Source organism: Bradyrhizobium lablabi, assembly GCF_900141755.1.
GTDB classification, from domain to species: Bacteria; Pseudomonadota; Alphaproteobacteria; order Rhizobiales; family Xanthobacteraceae; genus Bradyrhizobium; species Bradyrhizobium lablabi_A.
The window spans coordinates 2,575,396-2,598,838 of sequence record NZ_LT670844.1 but is presented as its reverse complement, the minus strand read 5'-3'; the positions used below and the strand labels follow the sequence as shown (position 1 = coordinate 2,598,838).

Genomic DNA, 23,443 nt, shown 5'->3' with positions numbered 1-23,443 from the left:
TCCCACCACTGTCCGGTTCATTGGAAGTATAGTCCAAGTTTCAACTGATCGGGGTTTATCGGGATCGGCTGTAGGGGTTCGAGCAAATGGTTGATCGGGCGTCTGTGCATGAGGTTGGTGCGGACGAGGCGGGCAAATTCGAGAGGGCTGTGCACCGCTTTTTGAGCCAGCTGGGCCATGCGCAAGATGAGAAAGGCGATCAGGGCGATGGCGATCTGAATGCGGACGGCATTCTCGGAGACACCGATGAAGTGCCTGATTCGAAGCGTCTGCTTGACCCAGCGAAAGAACAATTCGATCTGCCAGCGCTGTTTGTAAAGCTCTGCGATCTCTTCTGCCGGCGCGTCGAGATCATTGGTCACGATGCGCAACAGCTTACCGGTGTCGATGATCACGGTGATCTCTCGGACCGGAACTTGCAGCGGATTTTTGCGGCTGTTGGCGAGCCGGGCCGGCAAATGACCGATGCGGTCGCGCAGAATATTGCTGTTTTTGGGGACGCGGTTCTCCTTTACCACGCTGAACGGGGTATTCTTCTTCAGTCGCGTCACGAAGCGGCAGCCGGCGTCATCGAGCCGCGCCCACCAGCCATAATCGTAATAACCGAGGTCGTAGACGTAGGTTGCGCCCGGCTCGATCGGCATCGCCTTGGCGGCTGTGATGTCGTTGACGTTAGCGGGCGTCACCGCAAAGTAAACCGGCCGATCGGCATTCGGATCGTAGACGATATGCGCCTTGGCGCCGAACACATCGGCCGAAAATGTCGCCCAGCCTTCGCTCAGGCTGGAGAGCCGAACACTGGTGGAATCAATGAGCCGGACCGCGTCTGCCGTCGCGCGCCGCAGCCCACGATGCGCTTGCGGCAGCATCTGCGCGAACAGCTCGCTGAACACTTGCCAAGGCCGCGTCGAATTGGCGTCCGACATCGTCGAACGCTTCACCGGTGCCGCCCCCACGTGATAAAGCCGCGTCTCGTGGCTCGCCATCCCGGTCACGACCTCCCGCAGGCTCGTCGAGCCGCTCAATTGCCCGTACAGCAATGCGATGAACTGACGCTTCGTCGTCAATTTCCGCACCAGCCGGTCGGCCCCGTACTTCTCCACGATCTGTTCGAACTTAGACCAAGGAACGTGCTTTGTTAGACTGTGAAATACGCTATTCTGATGCCGCATGGCGTGGACCTCCTTCGGTGTCTCGAACGTGTGCGAAGCGCTCAAAACACAGAAGAATCCTCGTCATGCACCCTGTCTACAAAAATCGAACCGGACAGTGGTGGGCTTGTCCCGGGCATCCACGTCTTAGCGGGGGCGGCAAGAAAGGCGTGGATGGCCGGGACAAGCCCAGCCATGACGGCGTTATCTCACTCCGGCAAATTATTCACCTTCCTCACCCAGGCCCGCACGTCGGCGAGCACCTCGGGCAGCACCGCCTTGACCTCCTCGACATTCATGCCGGCTGTGATGCGCGGATCATAAAGAATGTTCAGGATGTACTGGTCGTAGACGTCGAAAAATCCCATCGACACCTCATCGTTGAACATGGTCCAGGGCACCGAGGAGGTGTCGTTGATCGGTCCCAGCGACTGTAATAGCTCTTCATAGGCGCAGTCGAAGAAGACAAAATCGCCGTTGTCTGTGGTGAGGATGACGTCGGAATGCTCGATCTCATATCGTTCGTTCTTGCGGAAACCCGAGAGGCATTGCGGATCGAGCGAGGTTTTTATCTCGCGCGCCCGTTCACTGCCGTAAGATTTTGAAATCGTGCGATAGAGATCGCGGTCGCGCACCATTTGGACCAGCACATTGGCGGCCTCGGCGGTTTCTGCCATCGCGATGTCGAGATGCGCGACCTTCGCGCCGATGTCGGCCACGACTTTTGCAAGCTGCGCCTTGCGGTTCTGCGACTTGCCATCCGCGAACACGCGCACGGGCGCTTTGTATTTCCGGATGCGGTCGACCCGGCCGGCAAGATGATATTCGGCGCCGAACGCGGTTTTTAGAAATCCGTCGATGATCTCGGTATCGGTGAATGCCTTCTTCTCCGCGCGCTGGCGCGAGGCGATGGCGGGGATTTCAGCCGATGCTGGCAGCGACGCGACGACGCTGCCGAACGCGATCGTTGCCAACGCGATCGCGGTCATCGGGAAATGTGAGGATCGGGTCATTGCACAACACTAACACCATCGTCCCTGCGAAAGCAGGGACCCATACGCCGCGGCGGTTGTTTTGAGAGACGCGGCTTGACGGCTTTCGCGCAACAACTAAAGCCTGGGTTATGGGTCCCTGCTTTCCGCAGGGACGACAAATGAATATGGGTCGGCGTCGCGGCAAACCCTAGTTCTTCACGACCACCGTGGTGCCGACCGAGACGCGGCTATAGAGATCGACGACGTCCTCATTGGTCATGCGGAAGCAGCCGGACGAGACCGCCTGGCCGATGGTTTCCGGCTCGTTGGAACCGTGAATGCGATAGAGCGTCGATCCCAGATACATCGCACGCGCCCCGAGCGGGTTGTCGATGCCGCCGGACATGTGGCGCGGCAGATCGGGGCGGCGCGCCAGCATCTGCGAGGGCGGGGTCCAGCTCGGCCATTCCTTCTTGGCGGAGATGCGATGGGTGCCGCCCCAGCGAAAACCGTCGCGGCCGACGCCGATGCCGTAGCGCAGCGCCTGGCCGTTGGGGAGCACGAGGTACAGTCGCCGCTCGGCGGTGTCGATCAGAATCGTGCCGGGCGCGTAATTGCCGGTAAAGTTCACGGTCTGCCGCGGGATCGGGCTAGAGCCGCCCAGGCTGAAATTGGGCCCGCCGCCCATGATATCCCGCGAGTCAAAAAAACCCTGGGCTCGCGCCTCACCGGCACCGGCCAGCAAACTCACCGCCGCAATCAGCACAGCAAACGTACGGATCATCTTCGCCCCCGCAAAAAAATCGCTTCGGCCGCGAGAGAGGCCATAATCGGCGCGATTTCGCAAGCAAAGAGCCCGTGAGCGCTATCGATTTTCAAAGGGTGCGGTTAAAAAACCCCATCACTTGCGCTGGTATGGCAGCCTTGCCCGGCGAACCCTTTGACGAAACGCGCTGGGAATGATTGATCTCGGGTGGGTTTTAAACGCGGTCGCGAACGGGAGCGAATAATGAACGGTGCGGAAAGTCTGGTGCGGACCCTGGTCGCAGGCGGCGTCGATGTCTGCTTCGCCAATCCCGGCACCTCCGAGATGCATTTTGTCGCCGCCCTTGACCGGGTCGAGGGCATGCGCTGCGTGCTCGGCCTGTTCGAGGGCGTGGTGACGGGCGCTGCCGACGGCTATTTCCGCATGAAGGGCACGCCGGCCTCGACGCTGTTGCATCTTGGCCCCGGCCTCGCCAATGGCCTCGCCAATCTGCACAACGCCAAGAAGGCCAATTCCGGCATCGTCAACATCGTCGGCCAGCACGCCGTCTATCACATCGGATATAACGCGCCGCTGACCTCCGATATCGAGGGCCTGGCGCGGCCGATGTCGGCCTGGGTGCGGACCTCGCCGGATGCGCAATCCGTCGCCAGGGACGGCGCCGCCGCCATCGCCGCCGCCAAAAGCTCACCGCCCCAGATCGCAACGTTGATCCTGCCGGCCGACACCGCCTGGAACGAGGCCGACGGCATCGCGCAGGTGCCGGAGGACCAGCAGCGCGCCAGCTATTCCCCGCAGGCGGTCGACGCCGCCGCAAAGGCGCTGCGCGGCGGCGAGCCGACACTTCTGTTGCTCACCGGCAGCGCGCTGACCGAGCATGGCCTAAAGCTCGCGGCGCAGATCGCGGGCAAGACCGGCTGCAAGGTGATGGGCCAGACCTACAATCCGCGGATGGCGCGCGGCCGCGGGAGGTTCTCGATCGACCGGATTCCTTACGTGATCGAGCAGGCACTGCCGATCCTGAAAGATTTCAGGCACATCGTGCTGGTCGAGGCCAATGATCCCGTGGCGTTCTTTGCCTATCCGAACAAGCCGAGCATGCTCAAGCCCGCGGGCTGCGAGGTGCATCGCATGACCTCGGGCGGCGAGAATTCGGTCGCCGCACTTGAGGCGCTGGCCTCCGCGCTCGGCGCCAAGCCACAGGATGCAAAACCGCAAGCCATGGTCGAGCTTTCAAAGCCGACGGGCCCGCTGACCCACGCCTCGATCGCGATGGCGATCGCGATGGCGATCCCGGAAAACGCCATCGTGATCGACGAATCCATCACCACCGGCCGCGGTTTCTTTCCGCCGACGGCAGCCGCCCATCCGCACGACTGGCTGCAGAACATGGGCGGCTCGATCGGATTTTCGCCGCCGGTCGCAACCGGCGCTGCGGTCGCCTGTCCCGACCGCAAGGTGATCTGCATGGTCGGCGACGGCAGCGCGATGTACACGCTGCAGGCGCTGTGGACCCAGGCGCGCGAAGGTCTCAATGTCACCACCATCGTGTTCGCCAATCGCATCTACCAGATTCTTCGTGGCGAGTTCGACGGCGTCGGCGCCGGCGAGCCCGGCCAGCGCGCGCTCGACATGCTGAAGATCGACCGCCCGACGCTCGACTGGGTCGCGCTCGCCAAGGGCATGGGCGTAGCCGCCCGCGCGGTCACGACCGTGGATGAATTCGTCAAGGCGCTGGCGGAGGCGGTTCCGGAAAAGGGACCGCGGCTGATCGAAGTGCGGATGTGAGGATGGGCGGAAAGAGCTTACGATAAAATAAGGCCGTCATTGCGAGCGTAGCGAAGCAATCCATGGCACGGCATAGTGGCTGTGGATTGCTTCGCTCCGCTCGCAATGACGGAGGGGAGGCAGCATGCAGACCGAGATGAACAAGGTCTTAGCCGGGCTTGCCGAATTCTACGCGCACGAGACTTTCCTGCTGGAAAAGGATCTCGGCGAGCGCGCGCTGACGCATCGGCTCGCGGTGCATCTGGAAAAGCAGTTTTCCGGCTGGGACGTCGATTGCGATTACGACAAACTGGGCGAGCGGACGCTGCGGCTGCCGCATGGAACCATCGTCTCGACCGACGATCATCTGGGCAAATCGGTCTATCCCGACATCGTCGTCCACCAGCGCGCGATCCCCAACAATCTGCTCGCGATCGAGGTGCGCAAGGCCTCTAACCATCAGCCGCCGGAACACGACCAGCACAAGCTGCGCGCGCTGACCGACCCGCATCTGTGGTTCGCCTACTGGATCGGGGTTTTTCTCGTGCTGGGCAAGAACAGCGTCGTCTCCGACGTCTATGCCGGCGGCGTCATCGACAAGCCGATGTCCGGCTGGTTTTCCGAGCGGCTGAAGGAGATCGGGCTGGGGTAGTGTCGCTCACCTCGCCCCGCTTGCGGGGAGAGGTCGGATTGCATCGGAGATGCAATCCGGGTGAGGGGGACTCACCGCGCGCGTCTCTGTTCGGAATTTGCGGAGGCAGCCCCTCACCCCAACCCTCATTTGCGCTAGGTTTAGCTCTGGACACAAGGAATCGCGATATGATTCAAGCTTGGGATGAAGATTCGCCCTGAGATTTTGGATCACTGGCCGGAGGTGAGCGCGCGCCTTCCGGCGGATTTTGACGTGGAAGCAACGGCGCGGGCGCGAGGCGCCTTCACGCGGGCGCGGGAAATCAAGAACGCTGAAACGCTGTTGCGGCTGGCGCTGGCCTATGGAGGCCTCGGAATGTCGCTGCGCGAGACCTGTGCGTGGGCTGAGGCCGGCGGGATCGTCAGCTTGTCCGACCCATCCCTGCTCGATCGGCTGTGCAAAGCAGCGCCTTGGCTCGGCGACATTGTGGCTGCGCTGATTGCCGAACAGGCAAAAGTACCCGCTGGACGCTGGGCCGGGTATCGCTTGCGTGCATTGGATGGAACGTCGATCTGCCAACCGGGAGCTGACCGCACGACATGGCGCCTGCATGTCGGCTACGACCTGGCAACGGGTCAAGTCGATCAGCTCGAGTTGACCGACGGGTATGGTGCCGAGAACCTTCAGCGCCTCACCTACCGGCCGGGCGATATCGTGCTGGGTGATCGCTACTATGCGCGACCGCGCGATCTGCGGCCCGTGGTGGAGGCCGGTGCAGACTTCATCGTGCGGACCGGCTGGAACTCGTTACGCCTGTTGCAGGCGAACGGCGAGCCTTTCGATCTCTTTGCCGCACTTGCCGCTCAGGCCGAACAGCTAAGCGAGGTGCAGGTTCGCATCCACGAAGGCATCACGGGGTCTCCACCACCGGAGCCGCTGATGCTGCGCCTCATTATTCGACGCAAGGACCCGGAACAGGCGCAAGCCGAGCAGAAGCGTCTGCTCAAAGACGCCAAGAAGCGCGGCCGGCAACCCGACCCGCGCAGTCTCGAGGCGGCGAAGTACATTCTTCTCCTGACCTCGCTGCCGGTCGCCGCCTTCCCGCCGTCCGAGATCCTCGCCCTTTATCGCTTTCGCTGGCAAATCGAGCTGGCGTTCAAAAGGTTCAAAAGCCTGGCCGGCCTCGATCTGCTGCCGGCCAAGAAGCCTGAACTCGCGCGAGCATGGATCTACGCAAGGCTGATCGTCGCCATCATCGCCGAACAGATTGCCGGGCAAGTCCCGGACTCTTCCCCCTCTGGACCCGGCACCACGCGCAAGCCGATCGCGCTGGCGTCTCATGAAGATAGCCCTCGCCACCATTTGCGCCGCCATTCGCGGCCCACTCCTGTGGCAAACTGTCTGCAACCTCTTCACCAAAATCCGCCGTCACCTCTGTGAGCCACCGCGCCGACGCCGAAAACAATGCGACTATCTCAACGCACGCTTAACCTAGCGCAAATGACCCCAACCCTCTCCCCGCGAAGAGCGGGGCGAGGGAGAAGTGATCGATCGCTGCCACCATCTCACGCCAATTCCGCTTCCGGAATCTCCCGCGCCAGCCGCGCGCGCAGCGGCGCCAGCCGGTCCGCATGGTGCCGCCATTTGCCGACCGACGACGAATAGATCGGCCGCCGCACCTGGACGGCGCTCGCGGTCGACGACGGCGCCGGGCTTTCGTGAAACCGCAACACCTCCTCGTCCCAGGAAAGTCCGACAAAGTCGATCAGCCGCCGGCTCGCCGCCGCCTGATCCCTAATGATGTCCTCGTAATTGATTTCCAAAAGCGCCTCGGGCGGCAATGTCGCCCGCCAGTGCCGCGAAAGCCGGCGATAGGCCAAATAATATTCCGCGAGTTCGATCTGATGATAGGAGAACGCGAACTTGCCCTGAAAATGCGCCTTGTAGATCGCCCAGCACGAATCCATCGGGTGCCGCTGCACCAAAATGATTTTCGCCGCCGGCAGCGCGGTATGAATGAGGCCGCAATAGAGGTAGTTCTGCAGTGTCTTGTCGAGGAAACGCGATTCCCGCGGTACGCGGAACGCCGTCACGCTGTCGACATAGCGCCGGCCGAGCGCGGCCGGATCGCCGCCGCCTGAATTGTCCTTGATGGCGCGGCGCAGCTCGGTCGCGAACGCGCTGGTTTCCCCCGCCGAGCGCATCGCCGGGTGGCTGGCGATGATACGCTCGACCAGCGTTGTGCCGGTGCGCGGCAATCCTGCGACGAGCACGGGAGCAGCAGCGGCATGCCCTTGCGGGGCGGCGGCGATCCAGCCTCGCGTGTGGGTCTGGATGATGCGGTCGATCTCGGCGATTTCGGCCGCATGATCGTGCGCGACCAGGCGGTGCTGCAGATGGCAGGCGGCATCGACATGATCGAAGGCGCGGTCGTGGCGCTCGAGGTCCTCATATTCCTTGCCGAGCGCAAACCGCAGCATCACTTCGCTCGGGCCCGCCAGCCGGCCTTCGCCGACCAGCCGCTCCATTTCCGCGATATGGTTGCGCTCGGCGCTCTGGATGCGCAGGTCCGAGCGCAGATAATGCGCAAGACCGTAATGCCGGTCGAGCGCAATTGCCGCGTCGCAATGCGCTTCGGCCTCCTCCAGCGCCCCGGTCATGCGCTCGGTCGCGGCCAGATTGAACAGATATTGCGGCACATCGGGACGGGCCGCGACCGCGCGCAGGAAGAATTGCTTTGCCCTCTGATGCAGCCCGAGCAGGCCGAACATGGCCCCACACGCGTCCTGCGTTTCGGGGGCGTTGTCGGTGATCGCGGAAGCCGCCTCAGCGGCCTCGAGCGCGCCGCGCGCCTCGCCGGAAACGAAGCGGCATTTGGCGCGCAGGATGAGCGCGATCGGATCCTTTGGCCGCAGCGCGACCGCGCGGTCGGCACAGATGAGGGCCGCCTCGGGGCGCCCGCGCCGCAACGCAGTCTCGGTCAACAGCGCCCAGGCGGTTCCATCGTCCGGCGTGCGCGCGAGGACCTCGGCGCAAATCCGCTCGGTCGTCGCCAGGTCGCCGCGGGCAAAGGCGTCTCGCGCTTCATGGATCGGCGTTAGATTGGCTCGCAGCGGCGCGGTTATTCTCAAAGTGTCACTCCATGGCAAAGGCAAAGGCCGGAAGCGAAATCCGGCCTTCCAGAGTTGTGTGAGATGAAAGGCTGTCCCCTCAAGAGGGAACAGCCTTCGTCCATCAATTGTCGCCGTGATGATGGTCGTCGCGATCCCCGAACTGGAAATTGCCGAAGAGATCGCCGAGCGCCGGCCGGTTGGTCGGAACGTACGGGTTATCATCCGACGTCTTCGGGTTCGGCAGATTGTCCCGGCTGTACTTGGAGAGTTTCGGCAGATCCCAGTTCCGTTCGATGAATTTCGGGATCGAGGCATGGTCGGAATATTCATGCGAGACGTGTCCGCCTTGCGAATATTTCGACACCACAATCAGCGGGATGCGTGTTCCGTCGCCGAAATAGTCGAGCGGCTGGACGTAGCCTGAGTCGTAATAGCCGCCGCCTTCGTCGACGGTGACCAGGATCGCGGTCGATTCCCAGAGATCCTGGTTGGCCTGCACCTTGTCGATGATGTTCTTGGTGAAGGATTCGAACAGATCGACCCTGGACGAGGACGGATGGCCGTCGTTGAAGGTGCTCGGCTTCACGAACGACACCGCCGGCAGGCTGCCGTTTTCGATGGCGTCATAGAGATCGAGCGTGTCCTTCATATGCGCATCGCGCTGCGCCTGGTTGGTCATGACCGAAGCGGAGTAGAGGAACGGGTTGCAGATGTTGCAATAGAGATACGCGATCGGGTCGAGCGCTCCGAACTGCACGCCCTCGCCGGGGGCGGTCTTGAAGTCGTTCCAGCGCTCGCCGAAATACGCCCACGACACGCTGGCCGCGGTCAGCTCGTCGCCGATGTGCTTCTGCTTGATCACCGGCGGCAGCGTGAACTGGCCGTTGTTGACCGGATCGGTGACGCCGCTGCCGATGTAAGCCGGGACGTAGTTGTTGAGCAGGTAATAGGCGCCCGGCGCGCAGTCCGCCGGCACATGGACGGCAGTCAGATAATTGACGATCGCCGCGACGCCCGGCTGTGAGGGGTCGGAGCAGTTGGTGTAGCTGCCGCCGCCGTAACCGTCATTGGCGTACCAATTGTTGGTGTTCGGCGCCGGATTGGGGTTCTCGATCTGATTGGGGGGCGGGGTCGCGGGATCGCCGTTCTGGTCGGCGTAATAGAGCGAGCCGGCATAGCCGATCATCATGTGGTTGGCGTAGGTTCCGCCCATCACCGCCTGATGGTAATTGTCGTTGAGCGTGAACTCGCGGGCGAGCTTGGTCAAATAGGGCGCGTCGCCCCTGGCGACGTTGTAGAAGCCCATCGCGATATCGCCTTCCGCTAGGGGCTTCGGCACCGGATTGCCGTTGCTGCCGGAGGAGACCGTCATCTCGACGAACGGGAACAGGTCGGCCTGGCATCCGCTCGGATTGCTGGCGGTCACCTTGGCGGCGTCGCAGTCGAGCTGCTGCCACATCTGATAGAAGCGGTGCACCGGGCTGCCGCCGTAGGTCTTGTAGAGGCTCGAGGTTTCGTCTTCGCCAGCCGGCAGCGTCACCAGCGGATAGGGGCCGTTCGGCAAGTTGGCGTAGTCGAGGATGCGGGTATCGGGCGATCCGCCCGCAATGCCGGTCGCGCCTGTCGTCAATAGCGGCAGATCCCCCTTGCTCAGGCCGTAATCGCCCCGCTTGGCCTCCGACAGCGTGGAGAGGCAGCCCGGACCGTTGAGCGAAGCCAGTTCGACCGTGGTGTAGCAGGTCTTTGGCGCGTAGGAGGTTCCCGGCGCCTGCAGCTTGTTGGTCGAATTGTCGTAGGCGGTCTTCAGCGTGGGATTGATCGAGTAAAAATTGCTGACCGTGGTCGAGAACTGCTTCGCCTTGGCGTAGTTCGGGCCCGGCGAGCCGTCTTCCTTGATGATGCCCTTGGACAGGAGATTGTCGACATGCTCGCCCGCGCGCGGCTCGTAAGTCGCGAAAACATGGTCGAAGGTGCGGTTTTCGCCAATGATGACGATGACGTGCTTGATCGGGCTGTCGGTCTTCTTGTCGTTGGCATGAGCTCCGCCGATCGGCTGGGCCGCGTAAGCGTGAGGTGCCATCAGTGACAAGATCGCGGCGGTCACGACCGTACGATCGCGTAGACGTTTCGTCGTTTGCTTGAGCATTGACGTCTCCTGTTCGAAAATTTGAAAATGTGCGGATGTTGTTCGGCGAAGCGCGAACAAATCGAAGCTAAGTGTCCGACATGTCAGTCGTGCTTCGCGCAAATGTCAGTTCCGTTACAGGATGACGACGGCGCCGGCCGAGTCGGATGGCGTGGCTGACAGGGACGATGAAACAGCTACTGCTGTGACCCCGCGTAATGCGGTCACCCCCGCGAAAGCGGGGGTCCAGTAACCACCGGCGTTTACTGGATCCCCGCTTTCCGCGGGGATGACGTGCTGCCCGGGCAGCGACGCTAAGAAGAACCGCTAAGATGCGGCGTTGACTGATGCTTTTGACGTTTGCCAAAAACAATGGCACCTCTGACGAATTGGGATTTGAGTGAGGACCGAGGAAATGGGGGGCTGCCAATGAAAATCGCGTGCGCACGATCGATCTTCGCGATCGCTATCTTGTCGGCTGTGTCTTTGGCGCAACAGGCCGTTGCGGAAACCCCCGCGCCGGGACCGGCGGTTGAGGCTATCCTCACCAATCCCAAGGTGACAAAGGCGCTCGACGACATCAGGGCCGATGACGACAACGCCTTCGCCGAGCAGAAGCGCATCACCGAGATACCGGCGCCGCCCTACAAGGAAACAGTCCGGGCCGACTATTTCCTGAAGCGGATGCATGAACTCGGCTTCAAGGATGCCGCGATCGATACCGAAGGCAATGTGATCGCGTTGCGCAAGGGGACCGGCGGCGGGCGACCGAAACTCGTGGTGTCGGCGCATCTCGACACGGTGTTTCCCGAAGGCACCGACGTCACCGTCAAGGAAAAGGACGGCGTCATCCTGGCGCCGGGCATCGGCGACGATTCCCGCGGTCTCGCGGTGCTGCTGTCACTGGTCAAGGCGATCAATAGCAACGATATCGCGACCGTCGGCGATGTCCTGTTCGTCGGCACCGTCGGCGAGGAAGAGCTCGGCAATCTCCGCGGCGTCAAGGCGCTGTTCCGCGACCACACCGATATCGACGGATTCATTTCGATCGACGGGCTCGGCATCTCGCATGTCGTCAACCAGGGGACGGGAAGCCATCGCTACGAGATGATTTTCAAGGGTCCCGGCGGCCATTCCTTCCAGGAGTTTGGCCTGCCGAGCGCGATCCACGCCATGGGTCGGGCCATTGCAAAAATCGCCGATCTCGAGACGCCGTCCGATCCCAAGACCACCTTCACCGTCGGCACCGTCCGCGGCGGCACCTCCGTCAACGCCATCGCCAGCGAGGCACGGATGGCGGTCGACATGCGCTCGAATTCGACGGAGGAGCTTCTAAAGCTCGAAGCCCGCCTGCTCGATCTCGTCAAACAGGCGGTGGTGGAAGAAAACGCGCGCTGGAAATCCGACAAGATGACGGTCGAGATAAAACTGATCGGCGACCGGCCCGCCGGCATCGTCGCGCTGGATTCCCCGATCGTGCAGGCGGCGCAACGCTCGATGACGATTTTGACCCGCGCGCCGCACGTCACCTTTGCCGGCTCCTCGACCGATTCCAACCTGGCGATGTCGCTCGGCATCCCCGCCGTCACCATCGGCGGCGGCGGCGAGGGCGGCAACTGGCACTCGCGCAACGAATGGTACCGGCAGGTCGACGGCTACCTCGGCCCGCAAAACGCGCTGCTGACGATTCTGATGCTGACGGGGCTCGATGGGGTGACAAAGCCGGCGCTGAAGGTGAGATGAGGTTTTCGGCACATTTTGCAATACATAAAGAGACCACCTCGAGGACACATTTTACTAATTCTGTCCTCAGCTAATTGCTCGATCATTCTCCGCGTCGTGGAGCAAGCCTTCCGGGAGAATGACGGTGACAATGCAGACAGACGTACACGGATTTCGCCGCCGAACAGCTGACGCCCATCGGGAATTCGATTTCGAAACTTTTATGCCCGTGCTCATGATGTCGTCTATCGGGCTAACTCTAAGTCTTTTGCTCACAGCGCTTGTCGCGAGGGCGGGATAGGGGGAGCGTCTGGCGTCACTCGAACAGCTAGAGTTTTCCGCCATGGACTGTTCAGGAATGGATAGCATCCAATAACGCCAGGATCAGACATGCAGAAGATCGTCATTGAAGAGCACTTCCTCCTGCGAGCTCGACGAATACTTCCATATGCTCGTTGAAACGCGAAAACGCCGCCTGAGCGGAATATAATCGCTCGGCGGACGTTGGCTTCCGTGGTCGGGTACTTAAATCCCGGCATCCTAGAAATGCCATGGGACACCTGTGAGTCTCATCCCCCGTTTGGGTGAGAGGTACCGTTTTTCGTATTGCGCCATGGCCATATCTTCAATCCCGCCACTTTTCCTCAAATGCGCCTCTGTTCGTAACCTTCAAAAGCAAGGTTAAGACCCGACTTCGATTGCTTAGCTCCGCTGCCGATGGTTGTGATGGACCATGTCCATTTCGTTTCACAACGCCGACAAGCGCACGCACCGGAGGGTCATGTTGGTGGGCTTTTTGTTTTGCGCGGCCTTCGTGGCCTTCAGCTTCTTTGCCCGGCAGCAGCCGGACAATGATTATGTGCTCGTCAAAGCCGACAGGCTGGTGCGGACCGCCGGCACGCCGTTTCCCGCCAAGTGACGCGCTAGAGCAGGGTACGTCCCCGTCTCGGAGTCTGACTCGAAATGCAGCCAGTGGAATGGACGGGTATCGCGAAACTCGTCATGCCCGGGCCTGTCCCGGGCATCCACGTCTTAACGAGGTTACCGCAAGAAAGACGTGGATGGCCGGGACAAGCCCGGCCATGACGAAAAAGCGAGGATGACGGGGCAGCGGTTGTGCCCCGGCGCGGCCCGTCCGCTAATGCAATTTGAGATCAGGCTTCCGCTCGGTGTGGCAGCCGCCGCGACCGCCATAGGTACAGACGATATGGCAGCTCTCGTCCATGGCGCAGTCCAGATAGAACCAGGCGAAGTACGAGAACAGCACCAGGAAGGCGATCCACAGCGTAAACTTGGTCGATCGATCCATGCGGACACCCGAAATAGTTTTTCCGAAGCTGCTCGGAAAAAAACGGCTCCGTCATAGACCGCCGCGGCGAACGATGGCGTGATGCGTGTCACATCGACGCCGCAGGCCGAAAGCCGGGCGGGTTTCGCCAAAATAAGCGGCCTGCCGCCTGCGGTCATGGAACCCGGCGGCCATCAACGGAATTATCAGATTTGAACCTTCGGTTGGCTGCGGAGACATAACAACCAGAGGCGTTCTGCAGGAGGCCAAAATGGCCCATTGGCACGACACGATGGTAGACAGGCCCGAAAACGACGGTGCGGTTTATGTGACGGGCTGGACGATTTCCGGCCTGGCCGTGCTCGGCACGATCGTGGCGGTCTGGGTTTTGGGAATCTAGCGCCGGGAAGGCGCTTTACGGCATGATTTTGGGGCGCCGGTCCCCCTGGCGCCGATCTGGAGACTGCGGCCTTACCGGGAGCCAAGGGCCGAAACGACTTCCGCGTGAATTCCGCAAGCTTCCGTGCCCGAGGTTAGGCTGCGCGTCATCCCCATCGAAGCAAAGCGGCCTCCCCGGAGGGAGGCCGTTTGGTCAGATCGCTAGCGGCGATCGATGACCGTTCGGTCGTGGTCCCTGTCGCCATCGCGGTCGTGATCTTTCTTGATGATGACGGTTTCGCGGTCTCCGTCCCGGTGCTCGTCGCGATCACGGATATCCCTGCGGTCACGATCCCTGTCGCGGTCCCGATCATGCCCGGCGCCGACGGTTACGCCATTCGGCCCGACACCAACGCCAATTTCTTCCGCGCTCGCGGGCATGGCTACGCTGATCTGACGCCGCCGATCCCATGCCGAAAAGGCCGCTATGATAAGCCATAAAGCCGACGCCCATGAAACCGAGGATCATCATGGCCCAGGTTGAAAGTTCGGGGACGACTAGCGCAAAAAGCCGCAGGCATTGGCGCGCTGCGGCTCGCCGGGTTCGAAAATCTAATGTTATGAAATGTACCCAGCCCCGGCAGTCAAAGCTAAGGCCGCGTTCGGCCAGACGTAAATCGAAATGCGTGGTTCCGGTGAAGGAACAAAAGTTTTGTTGCTAGGCAGCCACAGAAGACGTCCCAATCGGACGCGCCGTGTCAAACAAAAAGATCGCCCGAACGCGGCCTTCCGGAAGTCATGAGGGGTGCGACTACGCGGCGTTCAGCGCTCAGAATGTGATTTTTTGGTCAGTTCGTCTTTGATTTCTTGTGCCTGCTCTTCGGTGAGCCATACCGCCGGTCGGCCGCCTTCTAAATGCCTGTCCCAAACCATCCAGCCGGTGGATCCTTTCCTTACAAGATAGCGCGTCAAATAAGGGGTTTGGCCAGTCATTTTCCCTCAGCTCCAGGGATTGACTATCGGGAACGGGGCGGGGCCGCTGCCTCCGATCAAGCAGCAGCGACCTCTGATCGCGGGTATGCATGGCATGGCGAGGATACATGAATGTCGGACCAAACCGCACGACTGCGACAACGTTAGGAGTTCGAACGGCACGATACGCGGGCACTGTAGGCCTATCTCGGTCATCGGAATATCCAGCACACGGTGCGCTACACCGAGTTGTCGCCGGATCGGTTCAAGGACTTTTGGAGATAGGTTAGGGCCGCGTAGCGATCCTTACGGCAGCGTCCCTCTCAGGTCGGCGACACCAATATCCAAGGTGGCTCGGCCAAGTCGGTCACCTTTCTCAGCCGGTCCGACACCTCGAACGAGGATCGCGCCAAGCAAAAACATCATGACCAACAGCCCACTCAGGGCCGCAGTTAGATATAGATTGGACCCGCGCATCATTACTGCACCCCATGCGCATCGCCCCGGCCCGCGCAACAGGTCGTTGAGTCGTTAGGCGATTTGGTGGCGTGGCGGTGGCGATCCGGCGTTCAATCTCTTTGCGCGCATCCTGAACGATCGCAACGTCGCCACGCCAACCGGGCAGGCCTTGGTCTGCCATGACCGTAATCCGCGCCCGCGATCGCTTGGCCGCGGGAGAGCATGCCCGAGATCATCCAGATCATCATGCTCGCCGCGCCCAACACCCACTTCGTCATCCTCGCACAAGCCGAGCTGTTCCGCGGCGCCGGAATAGCTGTGATCGCCGCCCTGCTGACGATAGGAGCGATCCTGTTCTTCTTCTCTCTCCGGCGATTTCGAGCATTTTTGCGATAACGGACTATCCCCGACGAAGCCGCTGCCGAAATCATGCGATTAGTGCGAAAGTAGAATTGGGAGCTCGATAGCCGACTGGAAAATATCTCGCGTTGCGCTTCCAAACATGAGTTCGCGCTCGAAAGCGTGTCCAAATCCGCCCATGACCAGAAGATCCGCTTCGATTCTGCGAGCGCAGTCCAAAAGGGCAGCACCCACGGTGAGGCTTCCGCGCCTGGCAATCTCAAAGCGGGCATCGATATCCCATCGGTAGAGATACCGACATAGATCCTTTCCCGTAAAAGACTCCGGGAAATCCTTGTCGTCAATCACGGATATGACGACGACCTGTCGTGCCAGTTTCAAGAGTGGAAGTGCATCATGCAATGCCCGGGCCGCCGAGCGCGTCGCGTCCCACGCGATCAGAATTCTGCCGTCGATCAATGAGCCTGCAGCGGCTGGTACAAGGATGATCGGCCGCCCGGTACCAAACAGAACAGCCTCGACAAGGCCCTGTCGAGGATAACGCAAAGGACCAAACACATCGAGCGTCACCAAGTCGCGCACACAGGCGTTGTCGATCAATACCTTACGCAAGGAACTGGAGCCGCGCTCCTCCTGCAACATCGCGCATGGCACTCCAGCAAGAGCAGCTGCTCCTCGAACAAGGCTTGCTATTCTGGTCAAGCGTTCGCTTGCCGATAACGGCTTATGCGCTTCGACGCCGCCCTGCATATTATCAGGCTCAACCGGAGGCGAAGGAAGGCCGGGCTCGATCTCTGTTATCAATGCTGTTAGCTGCGCGCCGAAAGAGCGGGCCAGGGCAAGCGTAAATTGGGCCGCATGTCCCAACTCGTTCTCGGAATGCAGAGTAGGAACCGTAAGGAGATCTTTCATGATATGGCCTCAGGTCGTGCCGATTGCTTCACCGTGATGAAGACGAGACTCGCCGGCGGACGATGATGCAGATCAAACGGCGGCGGACTCAACGTATTGTAACACGCAGCCCTGACATCGAAGGACGGCGTGTTGACTTGCCTGGTCTTCACGCAAGCCTGGGTGGCTTCCCGACCGGCTTCGCCCCCTTTTTAGGATATCTACCGGGCGTTACCAGGTGTAGCGCAGGCCGAGATCTCCCCTGACGCCATCGCGCCTGCCGCCGTCGGTGCCGCTCACTGCGAACTGATAGCCGGCCTGCGCATAGAGGCTGAGACCGGGGAGAAGCTTCGCGCTGAGGCCGCCGGCGAACTCCAGCCGCGTCGCCTGCTCCATCAAGGGCACCGGGTCGGGGCCGAAGGTGGTGATCGCATTAGCGCCCCAGTCGCGCCAGACATTGGCAAGCACATAAGGCTGCCACACACGCCCGGCGGGATCGCTGATGGTCCACTTGCCGCGCAGACCGAGCCGCCCGCTGGCGCCGGACGTGGTGCCGAGCCCGACCGGGCCCAAGCCGTCATTGGCGTCCTGGAAGGAAACCTGCTGCCAGATAATTTGGCCCTCGGGCTCCAGCACGAAGCGCGGCCCGAACCACGGCAGCGGGATCGGATAGCCCGCCTCCAGTGAGGAGATGAAGCCCGTGCCATTGGTCGGCAGGTTGGCAAACTGTGTCGCCGCGTTGCCGTTGTAGAACGAGCCCTGCAGCACCGCGTCGATGTACCAGCCGGTGGGACCATAATGGGTCCAGTAGCCCCCCAGCGTATAGGCGTTGAGATTCACCGAACCGGTGTGTTGCAGCACATAGGCGGTCGCCGCCGCGTTGGTGACGAGGCCGTCCACGCTCACGTTGCCGTTGCCATAGGCGAAGTAGACGCCGGCGGTGTCGCTGTGGCCCGGGATCAGGCTGCCGCGCCAGACGTCGACGCCGGTCTGGATGCCGGCCACCTGGCCGGTGGCGCGCGGGTCGGCAAAGGCCTGGTAGTGATTGTTGATCTGCTGGCCAAACAAGCGGCCCCAGACGCCCGGCGGGCAGTTGCCGTACGGGACGGGTGGGGCCTTGGTGATGGCTCCGTCGGGCGTGGCCGAGCTGCCGGTCGAGACGGCACTCAAGCACGCAGCGTCGGCCGCCGCATCGCCGACGCGCTCATGCAGGGTGCCGAGCGTGGTGAGTCCCATCTGCCGGGCGATCGGCTGCACCACGCCATAGGTCGCAAGCTCCGGCCCGATGATCGGCCAGACGCCGGGCGGCAGCGGTTCTGGCGGCGGAGTGGGACCAATCGGCTCCTCCGGCCCCGGCCCATTGGTGAAGCTCGAGCGCAAGAACCAGTCATTGGCGACGGTGGGGTCGCTGCCACCCTGGAACAGGCGATAGTCGAAGGCGCCCGCGCGCAGCTCCGGGTTGGCAAGCGTAAAGGCACCGGCGGTCGTAGCACCATTGATCGCATTCACCACCTCGATGCCGTTCGCTGTGGTCTCCGCGCCCGGCCCTCCGACGTTAGTGATTCGAATACCCGTGCTGCCCGTGGCGGTGCCGCCATTGACGACCAACCGATCGGACGGGGAGCCATCGGCACCGAGAAGAGTATTGAGCGCGAGAATGCCGTTCGTGCCGACATAATTGCCGGCGACAGTCAGCGTCGTGCCCGGAGTCGTTACACCTGGAACTCCGAGCTGCACCGTTCCCGCGTTCTCAAGGCCATTGTTGAGCGTCTGGTTAAAGCCTTGCAGGGCGAGCGTCCCGCCACTCTCCACAGCGGTATGGGAGTTCGCACTGAAGACATTGACGCCGCCCGCGGCAAGCGTGCCCCCTGCTATTATGGTGGTGCCGGTATAGGTGTTGGCGCCCGACAGGGTGAGCGTCCCGGTGCCCACCTTGATCAGCGAACCGCCGACGCCGCTGATTACTCCGCTGACCGTTGTCGAGAGATTGTTCAGGCCGGTGGTGAGTTCATTAGCACCAAGAATATAGCTTCCCGCGCCCTCGATCGAGCCGGCGGTCATTCCGCCAGACGTCAGGGAGGACATGTTGAAGGTGCCGCCAGCATTGGTGATGAATTGAGCCACTTCACCGTTGCTGGAGCCTGAGAAAGTCGTGGTCCCTCCGCTATTAGTCGTGATAATCGCTGTGCCGCCAGTGCTGGTGCCCGTGAAATTCAACGTTGCATTATTCGTGATATTCGCCTGATCGGCAGTGGCAGAACCGGAAAAAGTCGTCGTGCCGTTGTTGGTGATCGTTGATGTGCCGGCTGTAGAATTGGCGGTGAAATTCAAGTTGCTGCCAGTCGAGTTCAGGATGCTGGCATTGCCCGCGTTGCTGCTACCCTGAAATGTGATGGTGTTACCGGCAGTCAAGTTCTGGATGGTGGCGCTCCCCGCGTTGCTCGTATCAGTAAAGATGATACTGCCGTCGCCAGTGGTGGGATTATCATTTAAGATAGTGGCGCTGCCAGCGGTGCTCGCACCCGCGAAAGTGACGATACCTGCACCAGAATCATTTCGAATAAGGGAACTACCAGCACTGCTGCCGTTGTTGAAAGTGATCGTACCGATCGTACCGCCGCCGGTTTGATTTTCAAAGTCGGCACTACCTGCGGTACTGCCACTATTAAACACAATTGCTCCGCCTCTATTACCATAGAAAATCGTGTTGTCGCCTGCTGTACTGTTGTTGAAATTCAGTGTCCCTCCCGATAGGACGACAGTACCTTGGGGATTGCCGGAAGCATTTCCAACGCCGCCGTTGTTCAGGTTAAGAGTGCCAAACACACCGATACTGTATCGAGGCGCTCCAGCCAGGAATTGGAACTGGTTGAGAGTGTTGGTTGCAGGACTAAATATGTTTGGGTTTGTAACCGTCGCTGGCCCGAAAGACGCGGTGCCAGTCGGCACCGAGGCTGGCGTCCAGTTGCCGGGGGTATTGAAAGAGGTATCTCCTGGATTCGCTCCTAACCATGTGGCGTTGTTCTGGGCATGGGCTGGCATCGTTGCCAGCGCCGCCATGACCACGGTGGACATCGGCAGCGATGCGGCTATGAGGGCGAAAGAACGAGGAGCGGCCGTCAAAACCGCGTATGGCTTGGGCCGCCTTATCCTCTGCTGCCATTTGTCAGCGATTGCCACGGTCGCTCCGCTCTCGGGGTCATCTGAGCTTGCGGAATCTCAATCTGAACTTGTATGCAAGCGAAAAATATCTTGAAGAACTTGCCACAAGTGTGGCCGTCAGCCGGACCGCTCAATCTTTCTCGATGGCTGTTGCGGCCGCGTTACGCTGGACAGCGATACTGACCAATTGGCCTCGATGTGCACAGGCAGCAAGGCGGAGGCGTTCGGACCCATGGTGGTAATCGTGGTGGGAAACGCACTTCCGGTCGGATTGATCGTGAGGTTACCTGTGGCTGAAATACGGATGCCGATTGCATCCTCGGTGTTGACCGTAATCGGCCCAAAGGCGGAGCCCGCGGCCGGATCGAGGATCAGGTTTCCCGGACCGACATTGGCTGCGAGGACGCCTAGGGGTGGCAGCAAGTTTGTTGAGCCGAGGACTGTGAGCGTGCTGCCACCGCCGCCCGTGGCATTGATGGTTGAACCGATGTCCCCTGGGCCGACCGTCGTCTGCGCTTGGGCGACTTCTGACGCCAGCAAGACCGAGGCCAGTACCGTCAAGAAAAAACGCAGACGCCATGCGCTCGGCGATGCCGAGCCGTACCGCGCCAGCCAGCACCGAAGTTGTCGCCCGGAACTAATTGTTCGGCGCCGTATGTTGTCTCCTCCGCGCATCAGTAGCGCGCCGAGCGATGCGCTCGCCAGCAACGCATAACAACACAGCCGCCACCGTCTCGGCAGCGCCAAACGGAACGGCCGCGGGCGCGTTCGGCGCCAATAGTGTTGCTGCCGATAGTACTGCTCTTGGTAAATCCTGCTTTGCGCGCTGGCGCACGGTTCACAAAAAACCGTCCGCAGGTGTGGCGGCCTCACAACATTCGATCGGGTCGATTTCGGTGTGCCGGCTCTCAGCTGTGGAGCAGACGGCATTCCGAATGTCGGCGGCCCAGCCCGACACGTCCATAGCTTTCGGAACCGCATGTCGCGCTCCCGCCCCAGTTCGCGCCCGCTTCCCCGAAGTTGTCAACTATAAAGCGAGAGGGCCGCGCCCGCAGTGGGAACTTGCCACGTCGCCGATGATTTCAATCGCCTGTGACATGGCAGCCGCACCCAAGCTTCCGGTCGGCGAACGCGCGCATACGCAACGCTTGCGGGACGGCTGAGGCGCACGACAACAGCGCATCTCGTGCGTTTCGCCTTCACGCCCGCCGCGACAGCAGCGCATCGCTGCGATCACGGCCGCGCGCTACTGCCTTGCGACTACATTGCATAGCGCAAAATAGCCGCGAGCGACTTACCGCCAGGAATATCAGCCTTTCTAACGCCGAGAATGTTACCGCCCGAACGGATGACGCGGCTCGCAATTTCGTCGACTACACCGTATTCCCTGGCGTTCGCCGATACCGAGAAGTTGACAGTGCCGTTGGTCTCATCGACGGTACCGGGAATGACCCCGTCGATATCGACCAGCATCGTCTCCACCGCACCATAGGTTGCTGCTCGCGCGGCATGTGCGATATCAGTCGTAGCTCGGCCTTCGTTCTCGCGTGCCGAGAACGCCGTTTTCCATTGAGTAATCTCGTCCCGATACAGACCGTCGAGCAGAACGCGAGCCCGATCCGCGAGCTGGGCATCGGTCAAGTATACGGGACTGCCGTCGATCCCAGCCTTAGCCAGAAGAGCGTAGGTATTGACCGACCGATAAATGGAGGCGAGCGGCTCGGTTGCGGCCAGCACCAGCGGGACGTCACTGCCGGTCAACAGCCCGCGTAGCGCCTGATCGACCTGGCGAGCGAATTGGCGCAACAAAACCTTCTGACCTTCCGATCCTTGAAGACGGCCGCTCGGCGAGCGGTCGTTGACGGAGGCGCGCCCGACCGCGCTGGCGGCATCCTTCGGCATGCCATCGACCCTTACGACCGCGGGCGGCAGGTCGGCCGAGATCTGAATGACACGGACCGCGTTTTCCGCCAGCGCCAACACGAAGCAGGTATTGGGAAATGCGATGGCGCGTAACAGCGGCTTGAGGTGAAATCGGTCCGATACTTCAACAATTGATACCAGCGTGTTGGGCACGCGGAACGTCCGCGCGTTGTCCGGGGTCGCCAACACTGCAAGACTGCGGGCCTGGAACCGCCAGAACTCGTCGTCATCGATCAGGTCATCGAGATGCTCCATAAGCGCGGCGACGCGCCGCTTGTCGGCGTTTGCGGTCTCGAGTTGCCGCAAGGCCTCCTTCGCGAGATTCTTCAATTCGATCCGATCACCCACCGTTTCCTGACTGACCGGCGTGGTGGGTAGATAAATGGAGACACAGATGTCGTCGCGGTGGGCCGTCAGCGACTTCAGATCAGATAAACTCGGGATGTCGACATAAAGCATGGCAGCGATACTCCCCTATCTGGATCGGCTGTTCGCGGACGGAATTGTAGCCTATGGGCTGGCTCCATGCTCTGTGCTCCTGGTCAGACTGTTCTGCGCTGGAGGCTGCCACAATGCGTAGATCGCCTTGCCGAGAATCCTCGCCCCGGGGCAATGCGAAAAGCATTCCTTCTGCAGCCGTAGCAGGCGCAATTGGCGGCGGTGTTGGAGGATAGATTCTCGGGATGCTCCTTCCGTTGCGCTTCTTTCGTCGGCAGCTGCCCTCAGCATCTGGGGCCAGTCAGTTCTAGTGAGCCATGAGTACCGGAATCTTGTTCTGTTTCATCATTTCGATCGTCACAGAACCAAACAAGGGACGCCCAGTGCGATAACGAGTGTAGGCGCCAAGAATGATCATGACAACGACTCCGCTCCGAGTCGCCAACGAGACGGTGACGGATCGGGTTGTTTCGATCTTTTCAGACGCGCAAATGGCCCAATCGGCGCCGCGCCAGACGGCGGTGCGCTCTAAATTCGCATGCTCAATCTAAGTCTGTCGCCAAGCGAATACAGGTCGGGGAAATTGCCGCAAGTGTGGCAAGCCACAAGGCGGTGTTGCATTTTCCAAGGGTTGTTGCTGCTGAATTACTCAGTGGACAGCGACACTGACCCATTCTTGAATTTTGACAGCTTATGCTTTCTTCGGCGGCACGGATTGTCGGGGACGATCGAGAGGCGTCACGGTCCACTCGACTGCGCGACTTGAAGCCCCAGCTTAAGCAGCTCGCTAGCGCTTGGGACTTCCGCCGATGGATGACCTACGGCGCTGGTGCAGAGCGATGGGCGATGACCTTCGACTTGGGCTTAGTCCAACGCGTACTCCCGGAGCACGAATCTGCGCAGCCGCAGCATTTCAGCGGGATAAAACCCGAGGCCGGATAGGGCTGGGTCTGGTGGGCGCACAAGGGATCGAACCTTGGACCTCTCCCGTGTGAAGGGAACGCTCTCCCGCTGAGCTATGCGCCCGGGATTCTCGTGTACAATCAAAGGCCGGAAGCGGCGTCGGATCGGACAAGACGGTTTGTCAGTGCCCGCGATTTACGAAGTGCGGGCTACAGGTGTCAAGCCGCGCGGCCGGTGTCATCGGGCGATTTGCGCCAAAACGCTAAATTCTTGAGGCCGATCAAGCTGATTTGGGTCGTCCAGTCCGGTTTGCAAAAATATACCGCTTCGTGATTTGCCCAAATCACCCATAAGACTCCCGTCATCCCGTCCCACACAGAGGGGCGGCTCGCGATCGTCACGGACGCGGGGCGGGATGCG

At 61.1% G+C, this 23,443-nt stretch carries 18 protein-coding genes, 1 tRNA gene and 1 pseudogene; 8 read left to right on the top strand and 12 right to left on the bottom strand.

Translation table 11 applies throughout. The features are described from left to right. Nucleotides 1–17: 17 nt before the first annotated feature. The 3 genes from B5526_RS12040 to B5526_RS12030 form a co-directional block, all read right to left on the bottom strand. Nucleotides 18–1,172: an IS4 family transposase gene (locus tag B5526_RS12040; RefSeq protein ID WP_079544939.1), complete on the bottom strand. Its 1,155-nt coding sequence runs from the start codon at nucleotides 1,170–1,172 to the stop codon at nucleotides 18–20. Between the two features lie 188 nt (nucleotides 1,173–1,360). Next, nucleotides 1,361–2,140 carry a DUF2927 domain-containing protein gene (locus B5526_RS12035; protein ID WP_244562355.1) on the bottom strand — a complete coding sequence of 260 codons (780 nt, stop codon included), beginning with the start codon at nucleotides 2,138–2,140 and terminating at the stop codon, nucleotides 1,361–1,363. 193 nt (nucleotides 2,141–2,333) lie between these two features. Next, nucleotides 2,334–2,909 carry a L,D-transpeptidase gene (locus tag B5526_RS12030; protein WP_079544938.1) on the bottom strand — a complete coding sequence of 192 codons (576 nt, stop codon included), beginning with the start codon at nucleotides 2,907–2,909 and terminating at the stop codon, nucleotides 2,334–2,336. A 225-nt stretch (nucleotides 2,910–3,134) separates the two neighbouring features. Here B5526_RS12030 and B5526_RS12025 point away from each other — a divergent pair, with 225 nt between their 5' ends. The 3 genes from B5526_RS12025 to B5526_RS12010 all read left to right on the top strand — a co-directional run bounded on the left by B5526_RS12025 (nucleotide 3,135) and on the right by B5526_RS12010 (nucleotide 6,729). Beyond that, entirely contained in the window at nucleotides 3,135–4,679 is a 1,545-nt protein-coding gene (locus B5526_RS12025; protein WP_079538378.1) for an acetolactate synthase large subunit, read from the top strand. Between the two features lie 124 nt (nucleotides 4,680–4,803). Next, entirely contained in the window at nucleotides 4,804–5,310 is a 507-nt protein-coding gene (locus B5526_RS12020; protein ID WP_079538377.1) for a hypothetical protein, read from the top strand. Between the two features lie 183 nt (nucleotides 5,311–5,493). Next, entirely contained in the window at nucleotides 5,494–6,729 is a 1,236-nt protein-coding gene (locus B5526_RS12010) for an IS4 family transposase (protein ID WP_079538166.1), read from the top strand. A 125-nt stretch (nucleotides 6,730–6,854) separates the two neighbouring features. Here B5526_RS12010 and B5526_RS12005 read toward each other — a convergent pair whose 3' ends face one another. Next, the gene (locus B5526_RS12005; RefSeq protein ID WP_154071275.1) at nucleotides 6,855–8,420 is read right to left on the bottom strand and encodes a tetratricopeptide repeat-containing sulfotransferase family protein; all 1,566 of its coding nucleotides are present in this window, start codon (nucleotides 8,418–8,420) and stop codon (nucleotides 6,855–6,857) included. Nucleotides 8,421–8,523: 103 nt separating this feature from the next. Beyond that, nucleotides 8,524–10,548 carry an alkaline phosphatase family protein gene (locus B5526_RS12000; protein ID WP_079538374.1) on the bottom strand — a complete coding sequence of 675 codons (2,025 nt, stop codon included), beginning with the start codon at nucleotides 10,546–10,548 and terminating at the stop codon, nucleotides 8,524–8,526. A gap of 408 nt (nucleotides 10,549–10,956) precedes the next feature. Here B5526_RS12000 and B5526_RS11995 point away from each other — a divergent pair, with 408 nt between their 5' ends. Both B5526_RS11995 and B5526_RS11990 read left to right on the top strand, forming a co-directional pair. After that, a complete protein-coding gene (locus B5526_RS11995) occupies nucleotides 10,957–12,270 on the top strand; it encodes a M20/M25/M40 family metallo-hydrolase (RefSeq protein WP_079538373.1) in 1,314 nt (437 codons plus the stop codon). Between the two features lie 712 nt (nucleotides 12,271–12,982). Beyond that, on the top strand, nucleotides 12,983–13,168 hold the full coding sequence (locus B5526_RS11990; RefSeq protein ID WP_079538372.1) for a hypothetical protein: 186 nt from the start codon (nucleotides 12,983–12,985) through the stop codon (nucleotides 13,166–13,168). 219 nt (nucleotides 13,169–13,387) lie between these two features. Here the strand turns inward: B5526_RS11990 and B5526_RS37645 are convergent, their stop codons facing one another. Then, on the bottom strand, nucleotides 13,388–13,558 hold the full coding sequence (locus B5526_RS37645) for a hypothetical protein (protein WP_154071274.1): 171 nt from the start codon (nucleotides 13,556–13,558) through the stop codon (nucleotides 13,388–13,390). Between the two features lie 250 nt (nucleotides 13,559–13,808). On the opposite strand from B5526_RS37645, the gene B5526_RS39435 reads away from it, so the two are divergent. Continuing rightward, on the top strand, nucleotides 13,809–13,937 hold the full coding sequence (locus B5526_RS39435) for a hypothetical protein (RefSeq protein ID WP_283807618.1): 129 nt from the start codon (nucleotides 13,809–13,811) through the stop codon (nucleotides 13,935–13,937). Between the two features lie 188 nt (nucleotides 13,938–14,125). Beyond that, nucleotides 14,126–14,416 (top strand): hypothetical protein, encoded by a 291-nt coding sequence (locus B5526_RS37640; RefSeq protein WP_154071273.1) that lies wholly within the window; start codon nucleotides 14,126–14,128, stop codon nucleotides 14,414–14,416. A gap of 321 nt (nucleotides 14,417–14,737) precedes the next feature. Here the strand turns inward: B5526_RS37640 and B5526_RS37635 are convergent, their stop codons facing one another. Continuing rightward, the gene (locus tag B5526_RS37635; protein WP_154071272.1) at nucleotides 14,738–14,908 is read right to left on the bottom strand and encodes a hypothetical protein; all 171 of its coding nucleotides are present in this window, start codon (nucleotides 14,906–14,908) and stop codon (nucleotides 14,738–14,740) included. Between the two features lie 648 nt (nucleotides 14,909–15,556). On the opposite strand from B5526_RS37635, the pseudogene B5526_RS11980 reads away from it, so the two are divergent. Beyond that, nucleotides 15,557–15,742, top strand: a pseudogene (locus tag B5526_RS11980) (hypothetical protein); the annotation flags it as partial. Nucleotides 15,743–15,781: 39 nt separating this feature from the next. On the opposite strand, the gene B5526_RS11975 reads toward B5526_RS11980, so the two are convergent. The 5 genes from B5526_RS11975 to B5526_RS11950 all read right to left on the bottom strand — a co-directional run bounded on the left by B5526_RS11975 (nucleotide 15,782) and on the right by B5526_RS11950 (nucleotide 23,146). Beyond that, nucleotides 15,782–16,618, bottom strand: a complete 837-nt coding sequence (locus tag B5526_RS11975) for a universal stress protein (RefSeq protein ID WP_079538370.1) — start codon at nucleotides 16,616–16,618, stop codon at nucleotides 15,782–15,784. A 210-nt stretch (nucleotides 16,619–16,828) separates the two neighbouring features. After that, nucleotides 16,829–19,777 (bottom strand): autotransporter outer membrane beta-barrel domain-containing protein, encoded by a 2,949-nt coding sequence (locus B5526_RS38975; protein ID WP_244562275.1) that lies wholly within the window; start codon nucleotides 19,775–19,777, stop codon nucleotides 16,829–16,831. Between the two features lie 99 nt (nucleotides 19,778–19,876). Further along, a complete protein-coding gene (locus B5526_RS11965) occupies nucleotides 19,877–20,320 on the bottom strand; it encodes a hypothetical protein (RefSeq protein ID WP_079538369.1) in 444 nt (147 codons plus the stop codon). A 699-nt stretch (nucleotides 20,321–21,019) separates the two neighbouring features. Further along, nucleotides 21,020–22,141, bottom strand: a complete 1,122-nt coding sequence (locus B5526_RS11960) for a hypothetical protein (RefSeq protein WP_079538368.1) — start codon at nucleotides 22,139–22,141, stop codon at nucleotides 21,020–21,022. A gap of 930 nt (nucleotides 22,142–23,071) precedes the next feature. Beyond that, nucleotides 23,072–23,146 (bottom strand) — tRNA-Val (locus B5526_RS11950). Nucleotides 23,147–23,443 lie beyond the last annotated feature (297 nt).